This is a genomic window from Curtobacterium luteum (assembly GCF_014646995.1).
In the GTDB taxonomy this organism is placed as follows: domain Bacteria; phylum Actinomycetota; class Actinomycetes; order Actinomycetales; family Microbacteriaceae; genus Curtobacterium; species Curtobacterium luteum.
Genome location: NZ_BMOI01000001.1, coordinates 602039 through 620358 on the forward strand (window position 1 = coordinate 602039; position 18320 = coordinate 620358).

At 71.4% G+C, this 18320-nt stretch carries 15 protein-coding genes; 8 read left to right on the forward strand and 7 right to left on the reverse strand.

From position 1 onward, the window contains the following. Positions 1-35: 35 nt before the first annotated feature. From IEY20_RS02705 to IEY20_RS02715, 3 genes are all read right to left on the reverse strand, one after another. Entirely contained in the window at positions 36-1394 is a 1359-nt protein-coding gene (locus tag IEY20_RS02705; protein WP_175327840.1) for a HAMP domain-containing sensor histidine kinase, read from the reverse strand. Then, positions 1391-2074: a response regulator transcription factor gene (locus tag IEY20_RS02710; protein WP_175327841.1), complete on the reverse strand. Its 684-nt coding sequence runs from the start codon at positions 2072-2074 to the stop codon at positions 1391-1393. The genes IEY20_RS02705 and IEY20_RS02710 overlap by 4 nt, the downstream gene beginning before the upstream one ends. 168 nt (positions 2075-2242) lie before the next feature. Beyond that, positions 2243-2962 (reverse strand): VIT1/CCC1 transporter family protein, encoded by a 720-nt coding sequence (locus tag IEY20_RS02715; protein WP_175327842.1) that lies wholly within the window; start codon positions 2960-2962, stop codon positions 2243-2245. 157 nt (positions 2963-3119) lie between these two features. On the opposite strand from IEY20_RS02715, the gene IEY20_RS02720 reads away from it, so the two are divergent. The 7 genes from IEY20_RS02720 (at position 3120) to IEY20_RS02750 (ending at position 11257) form a co-directional block, all read left to right on the forward strand. Next, positions 3120-3584: a DUF2231 domain-containing protein gene (locus IEY20_RS02720; RefSeq protein WP_175327843.1), complete on the forward strand. Its 465-nt coding sequence runs from the start codon at positions 3120-3122 to the stop codon at positions 3582-3584. A gap of 12 nt (positions 3585-3596) precedes the next feature. Continuing rightward, the gene (gene katG, locus IEY20_RS02725; protein WP_175327844.1) at positions 3597-5888 is read left to right on the forward strand and encodes a catalase/peroxidase HPI; all 2292 of its coding nucleotides are present in this window, start codon (positions 3597-3599) and stop codon (positions 5886-5888) included. Between the two features lie 83 nt (positions 5889-5971). Further along, positions 5972-6391 (forward strand): VOC family protein, encoded by a 420-nt coding sequence (locus tag IEY20_RS02730; protein WP_175327845.1) that lies wholly within the window; start codon positions 5972-5974, stop codon positions 6389-6391. Positions 6392-6536: 145 nt separating this feature from the next. Next, positions 6537-7580 (forward strand): L-glyceraldehyde 3-phosphate reductase, encoded by a 1044-nt coding sequence (gene mgrA, locus IEY20_RS02735; RefSeq protein WP_175327846.1) that lies wholly within the window; start codon positions 6537-6539, stop codon positions 7578-7580. A gap of 384 nt (positions 7581-7964) precedes the next feature. Beyond that, entirely contained in the window at positions 7965-9701 is a 1737-nt protein-coding gene (locus IEY20_RS02740; protein ID WP_175327847.1) for a choice-of-anchor D domain-containing protein, read from the forward strand. A gap of 478 nt (positions 9702-10179) precedes the next feature. Then, positions 10180-10812, forward strand: coding sequence for a hypothetical protein (locus IEY20_RS02745; protein WP_175327848.1), 633 nt, complete (start codon positions 10180-10182; stop codon positions 10810-10812). 25 nt (positions 10813-10837) lie between these two features. Then, complete coding sequence (locus IEY20_RS02750; protein WP_175327849.1) at positions 10838-11257, forward strand: hypothetical protein; 420 nt, start codon at positions 10838-10840, stop codon at positions 11255-11257. A gap of 108 nt (positions 11258-11365) precedes the next feature. Here the strand turns inward: IEY20_RS02750 and IEY20_RS02755 are convergent, their stop codons facing one another. Continuing rightward, positions 11366-12868: a glyceraldehyde-3-phosphate dehydrogenase gene (locus tag IEY20_RS02755; protein WP_175327850.1), complete on the reverse strand. Its 1503-nt coding sequence runs from the start codon at positions 12866-12868 to the stop codon at positions 11366-11368. Next, positions 12865-14958, reverse strand: coding sequence for a phosphoenolpyruvate carboxykinase (GTP) (locus IEY20_RS02760; RefSeq protein WP_229727820.1), 2094 nt, complete (start codon positions 14956-14958; stop codon positions 12865-12867). The genes IEY20_RS02755 and IEY20_RS02760 overlap by 4 nt, the downstream gene beginning before the upstream one ends. Positions 14959-15081: 123 nt before the next feature. Here IEY20_RS02760 and IEY20_RS02765 point away from each other — a divergent pair, with 123 nt between their 5' ends. Further along, positions 15082-16518, forward strand: a complete 1437-nt coding sequence (locus IEY20_RS02765) for a helix-turn-helix transcriptional regulator (RefSeq protein ID WP_022904438.1) — start codon at positions 15082-15084, stop codon at positions 16516-16518. A 136-nt stretch (positions 16519-16654) separates the two neighbouring features. On the opposite strand, the gene IEY20_RS02770 is transcribed toward IEY20_RS02765, so the two are convergent. Further along, a complete protein-coding gene (locus tag IEY20_RS02770) occupies positions 16655-17830 on the reverse strand; it encodes a flagellar hook protein FlgE (RefSeq protein WP_175327851.1) in 1176 nt (391 codons plus the stop codon). 50 nt (positions 17831-17880) lie between these two features. Continuing rightward, a complete protein-coding gene (locus IEY20_RS02775) occupies positions 17881-18315 on the reverse strand; it encodes a flagellar hook assembly protein FlgD (protein ID WP_175327852.1) in 435 nt (144 codons plus the stop codon). Positions 18316-18320: the final 5 nt, after the last annotated feature.

Here is an 18320-nt window from a genome sequence, read left to right on the forward strand (position 1 = left end):
CGTTCGAGATCTCGAGTGATGGCGCCGGGCGCCGTTCAGCGCGCCGGGAACCGCACGGTCGCGACGGCTCCGCCCCCGTCGCGGTTTGCGAGCGTCGCCGTCCCACCGCCGCGCTCGGCGATGCCCCGGACGAGCGCGAGCCCGAGCCCGCTGCCGCCGAGCGTGGTCCGCGACTCGTCGGCACGCGTGAAGCGGTCGAACGCCTGCGGCAGGAACGCCTCCGGCACGCCGGGCCCGTCGTCGGTCACCGCGAGTTCCAGCGCGCGGGTGTCGTCCTGCCGGAGCGTCGCGCGGACGACGCCGCCGTCGCTGCCGGCGGCGATGGCGTTCGCGACGAGGTTGTCGACCACCCGGGCGAACGCGGCGGGTGCGACGTCGTAGCGGGCGTCCGGGTCGCCGACGTCGACCGAGAAGTCGACGTCCCGGGGACCGACGACGTCGATCGCCCGCGCGCGGTCCACCGACGCCATCAGCTCCGACACGAGGTCCCGCGCCGGTGTGGACGGCACGGGGGTGTCCTCGTCGAGCCGGCTCAGCTCGAGCAGCGTGTTCGCGAGCGCCACCAGCCGCGCCGCGTCCGACTCGGCGGCGGTCAGTTCGCGTTCGAGCGCGGCCGCATCCCCGGACGACCGGTGCGCCAGTTCCAGCCGTGCGGTCAGCGCCGCGAGCGGTGTCCGGAGCTCATGGCTCGCGTCCGACACCATCCGGCGCTCGCGTTCGGCGTGCTCGCGCTGCCGGTCGAGGAACGCGTTGAGCGTCCGTGCGAGCCCGGCGAGCTCGTCGTCGGAGCGGCCGATCGGCAGGTGCCCGGCAGCGGTGCCCGTGCTGATCGCCTCGGCCGTGCGGCGCATCCGGCCGACCGGTCGGAGCGCGAGCGTCGTCAGGAGCCACGCGGTCCCGCCGAACGCCGCGAGCGCGAGGACCGTCCCGACGACGAGCGACCGGTCGACCCGCTCGAGCGTCTCGTGCCCGCCGCGGCCGTCCTGGGCCGCCCACACGACGAAGGACCCGGCGGAGGTCGTCACCGGGACACCGACGACGGTGACCACGCCGCGGTGGTCGCGGAGCCGCAGGGTGGTCTCGTCGCGCACGGTGTCCGGCAGGCGGTCCCGCAGTTCGTGCGGCAGGGCGTCGACGGTCCACGCGCCCGCTGCGTCGCGCACGCCGACGAGCACCCCCTGGGAGGGACGGTCCGGCGACTCGCCGGGGTTGCTCCGGAGGTCCGCGACGAACGGTGCCGCGTCCCGTTCCGCGAGGGACCGGTCGGTCTCGATCGTCGCGCGCTCGATCTGCAGGTGCAGGACGAGCGCGGTGCCGACGAGCACGACGGCGCCGACGAGCAGGCTCCCGAGCGTGATGCGGGTGCGGATCGAGAGCCGGCGCAGCACCCTCACGGGGCGGCCACGACGTCGAGCGCGTAGCCGACGCCGCGGACGGTGCGGATCGCGACGTCGGCGTCCGCGGCCTGCAGCTTCTTCCGGACGTAGCTGACGTACTGGTCGACGATGGTCGGGTCGAAGTGCTCGGCGCTCCCCCACACCTCGTCGAGGACCTCCGTGCGGGACCGTACGGTGCCGACCCCCTGCACGAGGAACCGCAGGAGCGAGAACTCCTTGACGCTGAGCGGGAGGTCGCGTCCGCGGACCGTCGCACGGACGGCGACGGTGTCGAGCCGCACGGCGCCGGCCTCGACGACGGTCGGGGTGCCCGCGGCCCGGCGCCGCAGGTGGGCGCGGAGCCGGGCGTTCAGCTCGGCGATCGCGAACGGCTTGGTGAGGTAGTCGTCGGCGCCGGAGTCGAGTCCGAACACCCGGTCGTCGACCGCGTCGCGGGCCGTCACGAGGACGACCGGGAGGTCCTGCCCCATCTCGCGGAGCCGACGGCAGACCTCGAAGCCGGTCATCTCGGGGAGCATCACGTCGATGGCGGCGGCGTCGAACGCCTGCGTGCGGGCGGCGACCAGCGCGGCGACCCCGTCGGTCACGAGTGTGACCGTGTGACCTTCGCCGCGGAGTCCGCGCTCCACGAGCGCGCCCATCTCGGGGTCGTCCTCGACGACCAGGATCTCCGCCATGCCGTTCCTTCCCGTCCCCATGGTGCCGTACGTCGGTCCGGTCGCGCACGTGCGTGGTGGCGGACGCGACCGCCTGGAGGCCCGGTGCGGGTCCGCGGGACCGGCACCGGGCCTCCAGGCGGTCACCGTCCGTCCGTCGCCCGTCCGCCCCGGGCTCGGCACCTCGGGTCAGGCCACGCCGCTCGTCCCGAGGAGCGAGCCGATGAGGAAGGTCGCGGCGAGCGCCAGCGCACCGCCGACCACGACGCGGATCGTGGCCCGTGGGACGGAGCCGCCGCCGATCTTCGCGCCGGTCGCACCGGTCAGCGCGAGCGCGATGAGCACCACGACGAACGTGACCGGGAGGCGTGCGCCGTCGGGCGGGAGGAGGATCGCGAGCAGCGGGAGCAGTGCGCCGATCGCGAACGACGCGGCCGAGGCGAGGGCTGCGTGCCAGGGGCTGACGACCTCGTCCTCGTCGATGCCGAGTTCGGTCGAGAGGTGCGCTGCGAGGGCGTCCCGTTCGGTGAGCTCGGCCGCGACGCGTTCGGCGGTGTCGCGTCGGAGGCCGCGCTGCTCCCAGAGTCGGGTGAGCTCCTCGAGCTCGACCTCGGGGTCGTCGGCGAGTTCCCGTCGCTCCTCGTCGATGAGGGCGCGCTGGCTGTCGCTCTGGCTGCTGACCGAGACGTACTCGCCGAGGGCCATCGAGATCGCGCCGCCGACGAGGGCGGCGACGCCGGCGGTGGCGATGGCGGGGACGGAGGTGGAGGCACCGGCGACGCCGACCACGATCGCCGCGGTCGAGACGATGCCGTCGTTCGCGCCGAGGACGCCGGCGCGCAGCCAGTTGAGCCGGGCGGAGAGGCCGCCGGCGTGGGCTTCGCCCTCGTGCTGTGGGGTGTCGGTCACCCGGCCAGACAACCACGCGGCGGAACGCGGGTTCGTGTGTGTTCTCGAACGAACGGATCAGTGCGCCGACCGGCCTGGCGCCGTGCGTCGCGCGGCCGGACCGCGTTGTGTGGACACCAGCGCGCCGGGTCGTCCGGCGCACGAAGAAGGGCTTTCGATGAACTGGCAGTTCGGGGGCATCCCGCTCCACCCACTGTTCGTCCACCTCACTTCCGTCGCCGTTCCGGTCGCCGCGCTCGTCGCGATCGCCGTGGCCGCGTGGCCCGCAGCCCGCCGGTGGTTGGCGGTCGGTGCGCCGATCATCGGGCTCGTCGCGCTCGTGTCGGTGCCGCTCGCGACCTCGTCCGGGGAGTGGCTGGAGCACCACGAGGAGGAGACGGCGCTGCTGGAGCGGCACACGCACCTCGCCGACGGACTGCTCCCGTGGTCGATCGCGGTGTTCGCCCTGCTCACGCTCTGGTGGGGGTGGCAGCGCTTCGGCGTCGCACGGGTCGACGCCCGCGGACTCGTCCGTGCGGTCGGGATCGTGGGACCGGTCCTCCTGGTCGCAGCCGGGATCGGCTCGCTCATCGAGGTCGTCGTCATCGGACACGCAGGGGCCGTGTCCGTCTGGAAGGGATAGGGAACGGGAACGATGGAGCACGACGAGACGAACACGTGCAGCTACCACATGGCCGGGTCGCTCCCGGCGGGCGGTGACCACCTGGGCGGGGCGTTCGGCCAGTCGCCGACGCTCGAGCACTGGTACCCGCAGCGGCTCCGGGTGGAGCTGCTGCACCGGAACGGGGTCGACGCGGACCCGCTCGGCGCCGACTTCGACTACGCGGCAGCGTTCGCGACGATCGACCTCGAGGAGCTCAAGCAGGACATCAAGACGCTGCTGACCACGAGTGTCGACTGGTGGCCGGCCGACTACGGCAACTACGGCCCGCAGATGATCCGCATGGCCTGGCACGCCGCCGGCACGTACCGGATCGCGGACGGTCGCGGGGGCGCCGGGACTGCGATGCAGCGGTTCGCGCCGATCGGCAGCTGGTGGGACAACGGCAACACCGACAAGTCGCGGCGGTTGCTGCAGCCGATCAAGCACAAGTACGGCAACGCGCTCAGCTGGGCCGACCTCATGGTGCTCACGGGCAACTGTTCGCTCGAGCTCATGGGCCTGCCGACCTACGGCTTCGGTGGCGGGCGGCTCGACGCGTGGGAGCCGGACGACGGCACGTGGTGGGGCCCTGAGGTGTGGAACCCGCACGACGTGCACAGCGGCGACGACATGGTCTCGCGCGACGAGCGCTGGCACGGGCAGAACGGCGACGAGGACTACGACCTGCAGAGTCCGCTCGCGGCGTCGCACCAGGCGCTCATCTACGTCAACCCGGAGGGTCCGTACGCGAACGGCGACCCGATGGGCTCCGCGCGGGACATCCGGGTCACCTTCACCCGGATGGCGATGAACGACGAGGAGACCGTCGCGCTCATCGCCGGTGGTCACGCGTTCGGCAAGAGCCACGGCCAGGTGCCGGCGACCGAGATCGGCCCGTCGCCGGAGCTCGCGCCGATCGAGCAGATGGGGCTCGGCTGGCACAACCCCCGCGGCACGGGCAACGCCGAGTTCACCTCGACGAACGGCATCGAGGGCAGCTGGACCCAGGACCCGACCCGCTGGGACAACAGCTACCTGGAGAACCTGTTCGGGCACGAGTGGGAGCAGACGAAGAGCCCCGCCGGCGCGCTGCAGTGGACGCCGAAGGACCCGGACGCGCCCAGGACCCCGGACGCGCACGTGCCGGGTCAGACGCACGCGCTGATGATGATGACGTCCGACATCGCGCTCAAGGTCGACCCGGAGTACCGGAAGGTCTGCGAGAAGTTCCTCGCCGACTTCGACACCTTCACGCTGGCGTTCTCGAAGGCCTGGTACAAGCTGACCCACCGCGACATGGGTCCGAAGCACCGGTACCTCGGCCCGGAGGTCACGATCCAGGACGAGCTGCTCTGGCAGGACCCGCTCCCCGACGCCGAGGGTGTGCCGATCGGTGACGCCGACGTCGAAGCGCTCAAGGCCGCGGTGCGTGCCGCCGGCATCAACTCGTCCGACCTCGTCTTCACCGCCTACTCAGCCGCGTCGACCTACCGCGACAGCGACAAGCGCGGCGGTGCGAACGGCGGCCGGATCGCCCTCGCCCCGCAGAAGGACTGGGCGGTCAACCGCCGCACGGTGCCGGTCGTGGAGGCACTGCAGCGCATCCAGCAGCAGCACCCGTCCGTGTCCCTCGCGGACCTCGTCGTCCTCGCCGGCTGCGTCGGGGTCGAGGACGCCGCCCGTGCCGCCGGGGTCGAGGTGACCGTGCCGTTCACGCCGGGCCGCGTGGACACCACACAGGAGCGCACGGACATCGAGATGTTCGAGTGGCTGCGGCCGATCGCCGACGGCTTCCGGAACTTCCGGTCCGAGCGGTTCGAGCAGTTCGCGCCGGGTGTCGCGCTCGAGCAGGTGTTCCTCGACCGGGCGAACCTGCTCACGCTGACCGCGCCGGAGTGGACCGTCCTGACCGGCGGCCTGCGGGTGCTCGGCACGAACTGGGACGGCTCCGACGTCGGCGTCCTGACGCACCGCGTCGGCACGCTCTCGACCGACTGGTTCGTCAACCTGACCGACACCGACCTCGTGTGGACGAAGACCGACGACACCGAGACGGTGTTCGCCGGCACCGTCCAGGCGACCGGCGAGCAGCGCTGGACGGCCTCCCGGCACGACCTCGTGTTCGGGTCGAACGCGCAGCTCCGGTCGGTCGTCGACGCGTACGCGGGCAGCGACGGCCAGGAGCGGTTCGTCCACGACTTCGTCGCCGCCTGGGACAAGCTCATGATGCTCGACCGGTTCGACGTGAAGGGGCACAGGCGGTACGGCCCGATGGCCGCCTGACACCCCTTCCCGACCCGGCGCCCGCTCTGTCACGATGGTGGCGGAGCGGGCGCCGTCGTCCGCGCAGTTCGAAGGAGAACCCCATGACCGTCCACCTCAACCCCTACCTCGGGTTCCGGGACTCCGCCCGCGAGGCGCTCGAGTTCTACCACTCGGTGTTCGGCGGAGACCTCCGGATCGGCACCTTCCGCGAGATGGGCGCCGACGTGGGTCCGGACGACGCCGACAAGGTGATGCACGGTCAGCTCGACGTCGGGGGCGGGCTCGTCCTGATGGCCTCGGACGCCCCCGCGGACCACCCGGTCGACTCCGGCAGCAGCATCTCGGTGTCCCTGAGCGGCGACGAGGTGGAGGCGCTGACCCGCTGGTGGCACGGTCTGTCCGAGGGAGCGACGATCATCGAGCCCTTCACGCAGGCCCCGTGGGGCGACACCTTCGGCATGCTGACCGACCGTTTCGGCACCACCTGGCTGGTCAACGCGACCACCACGCAGCTGTCCTGACACGGCACCGCCGACGCGGTGCCCACGTCCGGACGGGAGGCACGTGGCGGCGCCGCAGTGCGCCTCCGGTCCGGTCGTGCTGCCGTTCCGTCCGACCCGCGGGGAGACGCGACACGCGCCGCGCCGCGTCCGTAGGCTCGGAAGCATGTCCTACACCGCGGCGGACGACCGCTACGACTCCATGCCCTACCGCCGGACCGGGCGCTCCGGCCTCGACCTGCCCCTGCTCTCGCTCGGGTACTGGCACAACTTCGGCGACGACAAGCCCTTCGAGACGCAGCGCGCGATCAGCCGTCGCGCGTTCGACCTCGGCATCACGCACCACGACCTCGCGAACAACTACGGCCCGCCGTACGGCGCCGCGGAGGTGAACTTCGGTCGCCTCATGCGCGAGGACTTCCGGCCGTACCGCGACGAGATGGTCATCTCGACGAAGGCCGGCTGGGACATGTGGCCCGGGCCGTACGGGCAGGGCGGGGGCTCGCGGAAGTACGTGCTCGCCTCGCTCGACCAGTCGCTGCAGCGCATGGGACTCGACTACGTCGACGTGTTCTACTCGCACCGCCTCGACGCGTCGACGCCGCTCGAGGAGACCATGGGCGCGCTGCACACCGCCGTCCAGCAGGGCAAGGCGCTCTACGTCGGGATCTCCTCCTACGACGCCGACCGGTCCCGGCAGGCCGCCGAGATCCTCCGCGACCTCGGGACGCCGCTGCTCATCCACCAGCCGTCGTACTCGATGCTCAACCGGTGGATCGAGGACGAGGGGCTCCTCGACGCGGCCGGCGACCTCGGCTTCGGCGTCATCGGCTTCACCGCACTCGCGCAGGGGCTGCTCACGGGGCGGTACCTCGACGGGGTGCCGGAGGACTCGCGCGCGGCGGCGGGCAAGTCGCTCGACGCCGGGTCGCTCACCCCGGAGGTCGTCGACCACCTGCGAGCGCTGAACGACATCGCGTCCGAGCGCGGCCAGAGCCTGGCGCAGCTCGCGCTCGCCTGGGCACTCCGTGACGAGCGGGTGACCTCGCTCGTGATCGGTGCGTCGCGGGTCGAGCAGCTCGAGCAGAACGTCGCCGCGCTCGGCAACCTGTCGTTCACGGACGACGAACTCCGCCGCATCGACGAGCACTCGGTCGGGGTGCTCGACGTGGACCTGTGGTCGGGAGCCCGGTCGGGCGCGGTGAGCTGAGGCGCGGCACCGCGGCCGCATCGAACCACGGAACCGACGTCGAACCAGGGCCACCACCTGGTTCGATGTCGGTTCTCCGGTTCGACGCCGATCGTCGTGTCCCTCGCGGGGTCCTGGGGCATCGCGGACGTGCTCGGCTGGCCGTCACCGTGATCGGGTTCAGCCCGCGATCGGCCTGCCCGGCTGAGCCGCCCCGCGCGGTCGGCCCCGGCGACGAGTGGGATTGAGTCGCTCGGCGCAGCACCCCTGACCGCTCGTGCACCCCACAGCTGTACGAACGGACACCTCGACTGCCGCGGAGTAGCGTCAACGAGCCGTTCTGTCCGGAGCGTGCACGGGGACAGAACGGACCACGCAATGCGGCGCATCGCCCGCTCGGCAGCCATGAGCGCTGTCACACTCCTCACCGCAGGACTGATCAGCACCATCGGCACATCGGCAGCAGACGCAGCAGACGCCGCCGCGACGCCCGGCGCGGTCCTGCAGATCGCGTCCCCGTGGTACCAGACCAGGGGCGACGCCGAGTTCGCCGATGGGGACGACATCGAACTCGTCACCGCCGACACCACCCGCGGTGTCGACGCGCGCACGACCGGATCGAAGCGCGGGTCGTTCCGGCTGACCCCTCCGCAGGGGAAGCCGCTCACGACCGGCGCGTACTGGCTGGACCCCGACCGCCAACACAGCGACGCCCTCCCGGCCCTCGAGATCGACGGGACGGACATCTACGGGGACTTCACGGTCCTCGACCTCGAGTCCGACCCGACGAACGGTCGGATCACCCGGTTCGACGCGGTCGTCCCCGGGATCGGTGAGTTCCGGTTCGGTTCGGACCCGGCCGGTTCGGTCATCCTCGGCGCGCGGAACGTCGTGTTCGAGAAGCGGTTCATCGGGCTGCCGAAGAAGAGCCAGGTCGAGACGGTCCACAACACGGCAACAGCTCCGGTCTCGTTGGGGACGCCCGTCGTCACGGGTGTGGACGCGAAGTCGTTCTCCGTCAGCAACAGCACCTGCGGCGCCACACTCGCGGCCGACGCGACGTGCACCTTCAGCATCAACTTCCGTCCGAGGGTGGCCGGACCCGCCACGGCTTCGGTGAGCCTGCCCGTCGGGGCGGCGACGCAGACGGTGGCGCTGACCGGTTCGGCGTTCCTCGGGAAGACGATGATCACCTCCTCCGGGAAGGACATGGTCAACAAGGGCAAGACGACGAAGGCCACGTCCGGCTCGACCCAGATGTCCATCTCGTACGCTGCGCTCGACTGGTGGTTCCAGGCGGACGACCTGGACGGCGGTGGCAACATCGTCAGCGTCCGCCTCGGCGGTCCGTACGGCAAGGCGTTCCCGCTCGGGACGACGAAGACGTCACCCAGCGGGAAGTACTCGATCGTCACCACGGTCGACTCCTACGGATGTGACACCACCGGCACGATGACGGTGAAGCAGTTCGCCCTCGACCCGGTGACCGGGTTGCCGGCCACGGTCGACATGGCGTTCACGCAGTACTGTGCGGACAAGATCGCGCAGCACGGCACGCTGCAGTGGCAGGCGCGTTCCGACGTCACAGCGCCCGCGGCCCCGACCGGGGTCCGCGTCGCGTCAGCGACACCGACGAAGGTCAAGTGGACGTCCTCGGTCTCGAAGGATGCGGCATCGGTCGTCGCTCGACTCGTGCAGGGAGACGGCGCCGGTGCGACCGCGCAGAGCGGTGTGCCGTTGGTGGTCTCCGGCGCCTCCGCAGCAGTGCCGAAGCTCCCGACCGGGCAGCGTTGGACCATCGTCGTGTTCGCTGTCGACGGGACGGGGAACGTCAGCAAGGCAGCCTCGACGTCCTTCGGCACCACACCGGTCACCGTGACGGCGCCGGGACGGCCCACCATCACCGGGTCGACGCCCGGTCCTGGGTCGGTCACAGTGTCGTTCGACGCGCCGGCGGGTGATGGTGGACTGCCGATCACGAGCTACATCCTCTCCGGATCCGGGCAGCGCACCGTGACGGGGACGTCGAGCCCGCTGACGCTCACCGGGTTGCCAGCCGGGAGCACACAGGTCACCGTCATGGCGGTGAACGCATCAGGGAAGAGCCTCCCGGCCTACGCCAGGCTGGTGACGGTCGGGTAGGGCTCCGGTCCGTCAGCCAGACCCGCACACGAGCCGGAGCGTTCCGCGCGTGGGCGATCGCCGCCGATCCGAGACGTTCTCCTGCAGGCGCGTGAGGAACGATTCCGTTGCTGCGCCGTCCGCGCATGCTCCGACTCGCCCCCACCATCCGAACGGCAAGGCATCGTGGAGCTCGCGGACGAACCGCTCCGACCGGAACCGGCTGCCCGGTCCGCGTGCACGATCGTGTCGACCGGATTCCGGCGGTGCACCGCCGTCCGCAGCTGCACCGCGCCCGGCGAGACCGGCGTCCGAGCACCGATTGAGAACGGCTGCGATCCGGGTCACCGCATCGGTTTCGAGGAAGTCCTCGCGTCCGGGTCAGTCCACGGTGATGTGCGTAGAACTTGAAGTGTGAAATGCAGCAGGCCAGTATTGCTGTGTCGGCGATGACGCCGACTGACACACTGGCAGGTCCTGCCAGGGAGAGAAGGTCCTGATGCGACGTTCACCTGTCCACGTCTGGGGTGGTGCCCTCGCGATCGCCACCGCTGTCCTCACGGCCTCGTTCTTCCCGACGCCCGCGAGAGCGGCGCAGAGCGGGATCACGCTCAGCGAAGAGCGCAGCGTCCGCGCCACCATGCACGCCGCAGGTCTGTCTTCCGCGGTGATCGAACGCCTCATCGCGAAGCTGCGGGCTGGCGAGCAGCTCGACTCTGAGCTCGAGACGGTGGCACCAGAGTCCTCCGTCACGACTCTGCAAGACGCCGGCGTCGTGACGACTGCGACGTACCCAGACGGATCGATCCGCACCACCGTCGAACTCGAACGGACCCTCACCGGCGCGTCAGCGCGGATCTACGTCGCGCACCCGACGCTCGAGTGCAACCTGATCCACTGCACGCTGATCTACTCCCGCGCAGACACGAAGTACATGGCGACGGCATCCTTCAGCACCGTGTCAGCGATCGTGGCAGCGGCGTGCGGGCCGGCGGCTCGGGCGTGTGGCATCGCCGTCGGCGTCGTCATCGACACCACGCACAACGCGTACAGCTCAGGTCGCTGCGTCGGTCTCCGGAAAGTCCTCGCGACCGGGCCGGTCTACCCGGTGATCGTCTCCTGCCGGAAATGAGGAGCCGTCCCAGGAAGGACACGAGATGAACACGCAGCAGATCGTGCCAGCCACCCGATCAGGGTTGGTGCTCAGCATCGTCGGGTTCGCCATCGCCGCGACCCTCATGGCCTCGAGCACCGCCCGCACGGCGTTGGCCACGCCGTACGGTCTCGCCTGGATCCTGCTGGTGGTCCTCATGGTCTACCCGCCACGCATGATCCGTCCGGGGCCAGGTTGGGCTCGCCAACGCTGCCGCACCGTCCCGGCCACCGTCCTCTACGTCGCCGCGGTCGTCGTGGCCCTGGGCGGAGCAACATGGGCGGTCACCGCTGGGGCCGTCGTCGCCGCGTGTACAGGCGCACTCACGCTCGGCATCGCGACCGTGGCGGCGACGCTACCGACGGTCACACGGCCGGAGCAGGCGCCGCACGAGTCTGGCCGGCGCGGACCGCGCGGCAGGTGAGGGACGCTCTCGTGGCACGTCGCTGTCCTCGTGCACGGCGCGGAGCATCTCCGTGCGACCACGGGCAGCGGTCGGCGGCCGGCCGTACCGACGCTGTGCGGGTGCCGCTCACACCGGGAGCGCGTCAAGTACCCCTGCCGACGCCGCCGACACCGCCGACACCGACGCCGACACCCCCGGCAGGGTCGGCACCCGCTGCCCGCTCATCGTCTCGAGCACCCGCACGACCTGCCTGCTGTACCCGTACTCGTTGTCGTACCAGACGTAGACCACCACCTGCCGCCCACCGTCCGCGATCGTCGCCAGCCCGTCGACCACGCCGGCCTTCCGCGAGCCGAGGAAGTCGCTCGACACGACCTCGGGCGACTCCACGTAGTCGACCTGTCGGCGGAGGGCCGAGCGCAGCGACACCTCGCGGAGGTGGGCGTTGAGCGCCTCCCGGGTCACGCCGGTCCCGAGCGTCAGCGTGAGCACCGCGATCGACACGTCCGGCGTCGGCACCCGGATCGCACTGCCGGTGAGCTTGCCGGCGAGCGGCGGGTACGCCTTCGCGACGGCACGCGCGGCCCCGGTCTTCGTCGGCACCATGTTGAGCGCCGCCGAGCGACCCCGGCGCGGTCCCGGGTGGTGGTTGTCGGTGAGGTTCTGGTCGTTCGTGAACGAGTGGACCGTCTCGACGTGCCCGTGCTCGATGCCGTACCGCTCGTCCAGCGCGGCGAGCACCGGCGTGACGGCGTTCGTCGTGCACGAGGCCGCGGCGAGGATCGGCTCGTCCCCGATCGCGGCGTCGTTCACCCCGTGCACGATGTTCGGGACGTCGCCCGACGCCGGCGCGGTGAGCAGGACGCGGGAGACGCCGGGGGCGGCGAGGTGCGCGGACAGCGTCGACCGGTCAGTGGAGGCTCCCGTGCTGTCGACGACGATCGCGTCGTCGATCCCGTACGCCGTGTAGTCGATCTCGGACGGCGATGCCGCGCCGATGAAGCGGATGACGGTCCCGTTCGCGGTGATCGTCTGCTCGTCCTGGTCGACGGTGATCGTCCCGTCGAAGGGCCCGTGCACGGAGTCGCGCCGCAGCAGGCTCGCCCGCTTGACCAGGTCCTCCGGCCCCGTGGAGCGCAGGACGACCGCTCGGAGGCGGAGTCCGTACGCGTCTCCCGACCGGGCCAGGAGGATCCGCGCGACCAGCCGGCCGATGCGTCCGAAGCCGTACACGACCACGTCCCGCGGCGCAGCCGCGTACGGACCGCTGCCGACCGCGTCCGCGAGGACGAGCCGCAGGTGGTCGTCGAGGCCGAGGGCGTCCTGCCGACGGAAACCCGCGTTGCAGTCGGCGACGTCGACCACAGAGGGACCGAGGTCGAGCCTGGTCAACGCGTGCAGGACCGGCAGCACCTCGTGGGGCGACAGCTCGGCACCGTCCACGTGTCGCGCGAAGCGGTGCAGCTTGAGGATCTCGTTCACCGAGCGACCGACGAGTCGCCGACCGTGGATCGTCGTCACCACGTTGTGGCGTCGGTGGAGCCCGTCGATGATCGGGACCATCGCGGCCGCGACCGACCCGCGGTCGACCCACTCGTCGAAGACCCGGTCGGTACCCGCGCGGCTCACGCTGCGACCCCGACCGATGCGCTCGTGCCACGCTCGGGCGCCGCCGCGCCGCGCTCGGTCGCCGCCGTGCCGCGCTCGGTCGCCGTCGTGCCGCGCTCGGTCGCCGCCGTGCCGCGCTCGGTCGCCGTCGCGCCGCGCTCGGTCGCCGCCGCCTCGAGGCGCGCCCGGAGGGCCTCGAGCTGCGCCCACACGGCGGCGGGGACCGTCGCGCCGAGGGACGTGAAGAACTCCTCGGTGCGGTCCGCCTCGTCGAGCCAGCTGGCCGGATCGACGTCGTGCAGTGCCTGGAGGCTCGTCCCCGACAGCCCGAGGCCGCTCACGTCGAGCGCACCCTCCGCCGGGACGGCGCCGAGCGGCGTCCCGCGGGTCGTGGCCGCTCCCGGTCGCGTGACGCGGTCGGCGATCCACGCGAGGACTCGGGCGTTCTCACCGAAGCCCGGCCAGAGGAACGTGCCGTCCTCACCCTTGCGGAACCAGTTGACCTGGAAGACCTTCGGAGCGGCGGCGCCGAGCGCCTCGCCGACGTCGAGCCAGTGCTGCCAGTGCGACCCCATGTCGTAGCCGACGAACGGCAGCATGCCGAAGGGGTCGCGGCGGAGTTCGCCGACCGTGCCCTCCTGCGCGGCGGTGCGCTCGCTCGACACGGTCGCACCCGCGAACACGCCGTGCGCCCAGCTGTCCGTCTCGACGACGAGCGGCACGTTCGTCGCCCGGCGACCGCCGAAGAGGATCGCGTCGACGGGGACGCCGTCCTGCTCGTACCAGTCGTCGGCGAGGGTCCGGCACTGCTCGATCGGGCTCGTGAAGCGGGCGTTCGGGTGCGCCGCGGATGTGCCCGACGCCGGGGTCCAGTGCTCGCCCCGCCAGTCGATCAGGTGCGCCGGCGGTTCGTCGGTCAGGCCCTCCCACCAGACGTCGCCGTCCTCGGTCAGGGCGACGTTCGTGAAGATCGTCCGCTTCCGCATGGTGTCCATGGCGACGGGGTTCGTGGCGACGGACGTCCCGGGAGCGACGCCGAAGATGCCCGCCTCGGGGTTGATCGCGTACAGCCGCCCGTCCGCGCCCGGTCGGAGCCAGGCGATGTCGTCGCCGATCGTCTCGACGCGCCAGCCCGGCAGCGTGGGCTGCAGCATCGCGAGGTTCGTCTTGCCGCAGGCGCTCGGGAACGCTGCCGCGACGTGCAGGGCGCGACCGTCCGGGTCGGTGAGCTTGAGGAGGAGCATGTGCTCGGCGAGCCATCCCTCATCGCGGGCGATGGTGGAACCGATCCGGAGCGCGAAGCACTTCTTGGACAGCAGCGCGTTGCCGCCGTAGCCGGAGCCGAACGACCAGATCGCCCGTTCCTTGGGGAAGTGCGAGATGTACTTCGTCGGGTTGCTCGGCCACGCGACGTCGGGCCGGCGGGTGCCGTCGGGGTTCCGGAGCGGGTACCCGACGCTGTGCACGCCCGCGACCCAGGCCGTGTCCGGCCCGATGTGTTCGAGGGCGTCGTCGCCCACCCGGGCCATCAGGGCGAGGGAGACCGCGGCGTAGGCGGAGTCGGTGACCTGGACGCCGAGCTGCGAGATCGCGCCGCCGACCGGACCCATCGAGTAGGGCACGACGTACATCGTCCGACCGCGCATCGACTCCGCGAACAGGCCGCTGAGTTCGGCGTGCATCGAGCGCGGCTCGCGCCAGTTGTTCGTCGGACCGGCGTCGGCCGGGTCACTCGTGCAGATGAACGTCCGGTCTTCCATCCGGGCGACGTCGTCCGGGGTGCTCCGTGCGAGGAAGCTGTCCGGACGCAGACCCGGGTCGAGACGGATGAGCGAGCCTTCTTCCACCATGCGGTCCGTCAGGCGGGTCCACTCGGCATCGGAGCCGTCGCACCAGACGACCTCGTCCGGCCGGGTCAGCAGCGCCGTGCGCACGACCCAGTCCGCGAGCTCCCGGTTGGCCACCCCGTGCCGGTGCGCTCCGTCGGGGACCTCGACGCTCGAGCAGGCGGCGACCGGCGGGTGCGCGTGCCGGTGGACGTCGGCGGCGGGGATCGGGCCCGTCTCGGCATCACCGAAGCGGCGGTCGCGGTTCGTGTCGGTCATCGTCATGCTGGTCTCCTCGTCGAGCCCTACGGTGGTCGTGCTCCTCAGCATGCGGGCGCGGACGGGCGCTATGCTCGCGACCAGACGGAGAAGAACGGCAGTTCTTCACACTCGAGGAAGAGTGACGACATGTCCCACGACGACGGCCCCCAGCGACTGCTCGGGCAGTGGATCCGGCACGTCCGCACGACGCGCGGGATGACCCTCGACGTCCTCGGTCGCGCCACCGACCTCGCACCGAGCCGCCTGTCGATGATCGAGAACGGGCTCCGGGAACCGAAGGTCTCCGTCCTGGCACGCATCGCCGCGGCGCTCGACGTCCCGGTGTCGACCCTCACCTCGTCGTCCCCGCCGACCGAGCGGGCGCGGTTGGAGCTCGAACTCGCCGCGTACCAGGACGCACCGCTCGCGGCCCGGCTCGACCTGCCGCGCATCGACGTCCGGAAGAGCCTGCCCGACGACGTCCTCGCGAGCGTCGTCGCGCTGCACGAGGCGTTGGAGCGGCGCGTCCAGGAGTCCGCGGTCACGCAGGCCGCCGGCCGCGAGGCGATGATCGCGCTCCGGCTCCAGGGTCAGTCGTCCGACAACTACTACGAGGACATCGAGGACCAGGCAGCCGACCTGCTCGCCACGGTCGAGCGACCGCCGGGGCCGCTCATGCACCACACGGTCGCAGCACTCGCCTCGAAGCTCGGTTTCCGGCTCGTGCACGCCGACGACCTCCCCGCCTCCTCCCGGACGATCACCGACCGGGAGCACGGCGTGGTCTACCTCCCGCCGGCCGCGACGCCCGGTGGCCGTGGACTCCGCAGCCTGGCGCTGCAGGCGCTCGCGCACGTCGTGCTCGGGCACCGACCGCCCGCGGACTACGCCGAGTTCCTGCGGCAGCGCATCGAGATCACGGCGTTCGCGGCCGCGTGCCTCGTCCCGCGCGACGCCGCCGTGCCGTTCCTGCAGCAGGCGAAGTCCCGGCGCGACATCGCCCTCGAGGACTTCCGGGACGCGTTCGGTGTCACGCACGAGACGGCAGCGCACCGGTTCACCACCCTCGCGACCCGCTTCCTCGACCTCCCCGTCCACTTCGTCCGGGTCCGTCGCTCGGGCGCGATCGTCAAGGGCTACGAGAACGACGGCATCACGTTCCCCACCGACACCGACGGCGGGATCGTCGGCCAGGTCGTGTGCGCGAAGTGGGCCTCCCGGACGGCCTTCGAGGACCGGAACCGCTCCCGCGAGCACTACCAGTACACGGACACCCCGAACGGTACGTACTGGTGCAGCGTGCAGACCGGGACCGACGACGACGAGTTCTCGATCACGCTCGGCACGCCGTTCGCGCACGCGCAGTGGTTCCGGGGACGGGACACCACCGTCCGGCGGCAGTCGAACTGTCCCGATCCGTCGTGCTGTCGGCGTCCTCCGGCACCGCTCGAGGCGAAGTGGAAGGAGGCCGCATGGCCGAGCGCGAAGCTCGGCGAGCACGTCCTCGCTCCCCTGCCGACGGGGCGGTTCCCCGGGGTCGACGACGGCGAGGTGTACCGCTTCCTGGAGGCGCACGCGGAGTAGGGCCGCGCGCGACGGTCCCGCACCTGCACACGACCGAAGTCGCCTCGCACCGCGCGTCCGCGTGGTGCGAGGTGACTCCGGTGATGCGAACGCGAAGCGCGCCGCGCGCCGCGCCGCGCCCGCGAGCCGCGCCGCGCTACCGCTTCAGGTTCGTCAGCTCCTGCAGCACCTCGTCCGAGGTCGTGATGATGCGCGCGTTCGCCTGGAACCCGCGCTGCGCCACGATGAGGTTCGTGAACTCCTGCGACAGGTCGACGTTCGACATCTCGAGCGTGCCCGCCGCGAGCGAACCGACCCCCGCCGAACCAGGACCGCCGATCGAGGCCTGGCCGGAGTTCGCCGTCGCACGGTAGCCCGAGGCGCCGGTCTTCTCGAGGCCGGCCGGGTTGGCGAACGTCGCGAGGGCGATGCGGCCGAGGGCGAGGGAGGCGCCGTTCGAGAACGTGCCCGTGACCGTCCCGTCCTTCGAGATCGAGTAGCCCTGGAGCGACCCGGCCTCGTGGCCGTTCTGCGACGAGATGGTGGCGGTGTTCAGCGTCGCGAACCCGGTGAGGTCCGACATGTCGACGGCGATGCCACCGACGGTGAGGGCACCGCCCGACGCGACCTTGCCGTCGGCGCCGAACGTGATCGACGAGGTGGCGGTGGCGCCCTGCCCGTTCGTGGCGGTGACGTCCCAGCCGGCGGCGGTGCGCTGGTAGGCGATCGACATGGTGTGCTTCGCGCCGGTGGCGTCGTAGACGGTGGCGTCGCGGGTGACGGTGTCGCCGACGGCCGTGTCCGACGGCAGGTTGCCGGTGAGCGCGGCGGTCGTGGTGCGGACGGCCGGTGCTGCGGCGTCGAGCGGCAGCGTGATGTCGCCGAGCTGGCCGTTGGCGTTGACGACGCCGTTCACGGCCGGGTAGCCCTGGACGATCTTGCCGTCGGAGGACACCAGGCGGCCGTCCGCGTCGAAGTCGAACGCACCGGCGCGGGTGTAGACGGTGTCGTTGCCGAGGCGCGTGACGAAGAACCCGTCGCCGGAGATCATCAGGTCGGTGGCCTTGCCGGTGGCCTGCGCGGAGCCCTGCGCGAAGTTCGTCGAGACCCCGGCGACCTGCACGCCGAGGCCGATCTGCGCCGGGTTCGTGCCGCCGATGCCGGTCTGCGGACCGCCGGCACCCTGGGTCATCTGCGACAGGGTGTCCTGGAAGACCGTCGACGACGACTTGAAGCCGACCGTGTTGACGTTGGCGATGTTGTTGCCGGTGACGTCGAGCATCTCCTGGTGGGAGCGGAGGCCGGAGATGCCGGAGTAGAGCGAGCGGAGCATGGTGCGTCCTTTCGTGACGGTACCGAAGAAGAAGAAGGGTGGAGGGGAGGTCAGGAGGCGGTCTTGATGCCGGAGATCACGTCGAGGTCGACCTCCTTCCCGCCCACCGTGACCGTGGGGACGCTTCCCGCGTACGACACCGCTGTCGCGGTCCCCTCGATCGACTTCCCCGTGGTCGCGTCGGTGTAGCTGACCTGCTTCCCGACGAGGTTCGCGGCGGCGATCCGCATCTGCAGCGAGAAGTTCTCGTTCGCCGTCGTGGTCTGGTTCGTGATCTGCTCCATCATCGCGAGCTGCGTCTGCTGGGAGATCATCTGGTTGGTGTCCATCGGCGAGGACGGGTCCTGGTTCCGGAGCTGCGTGACGAGCAGCTTCATGAACACCTCGGAGTCCATCGTCTGCGACCGCGAGGACGACTGGTTCGCCGCGAGGGCCGCCGCCTGGGTGGCCGGGTCGACCGAGCCGGTGATGCCGTCGAGTGGCATGGTGT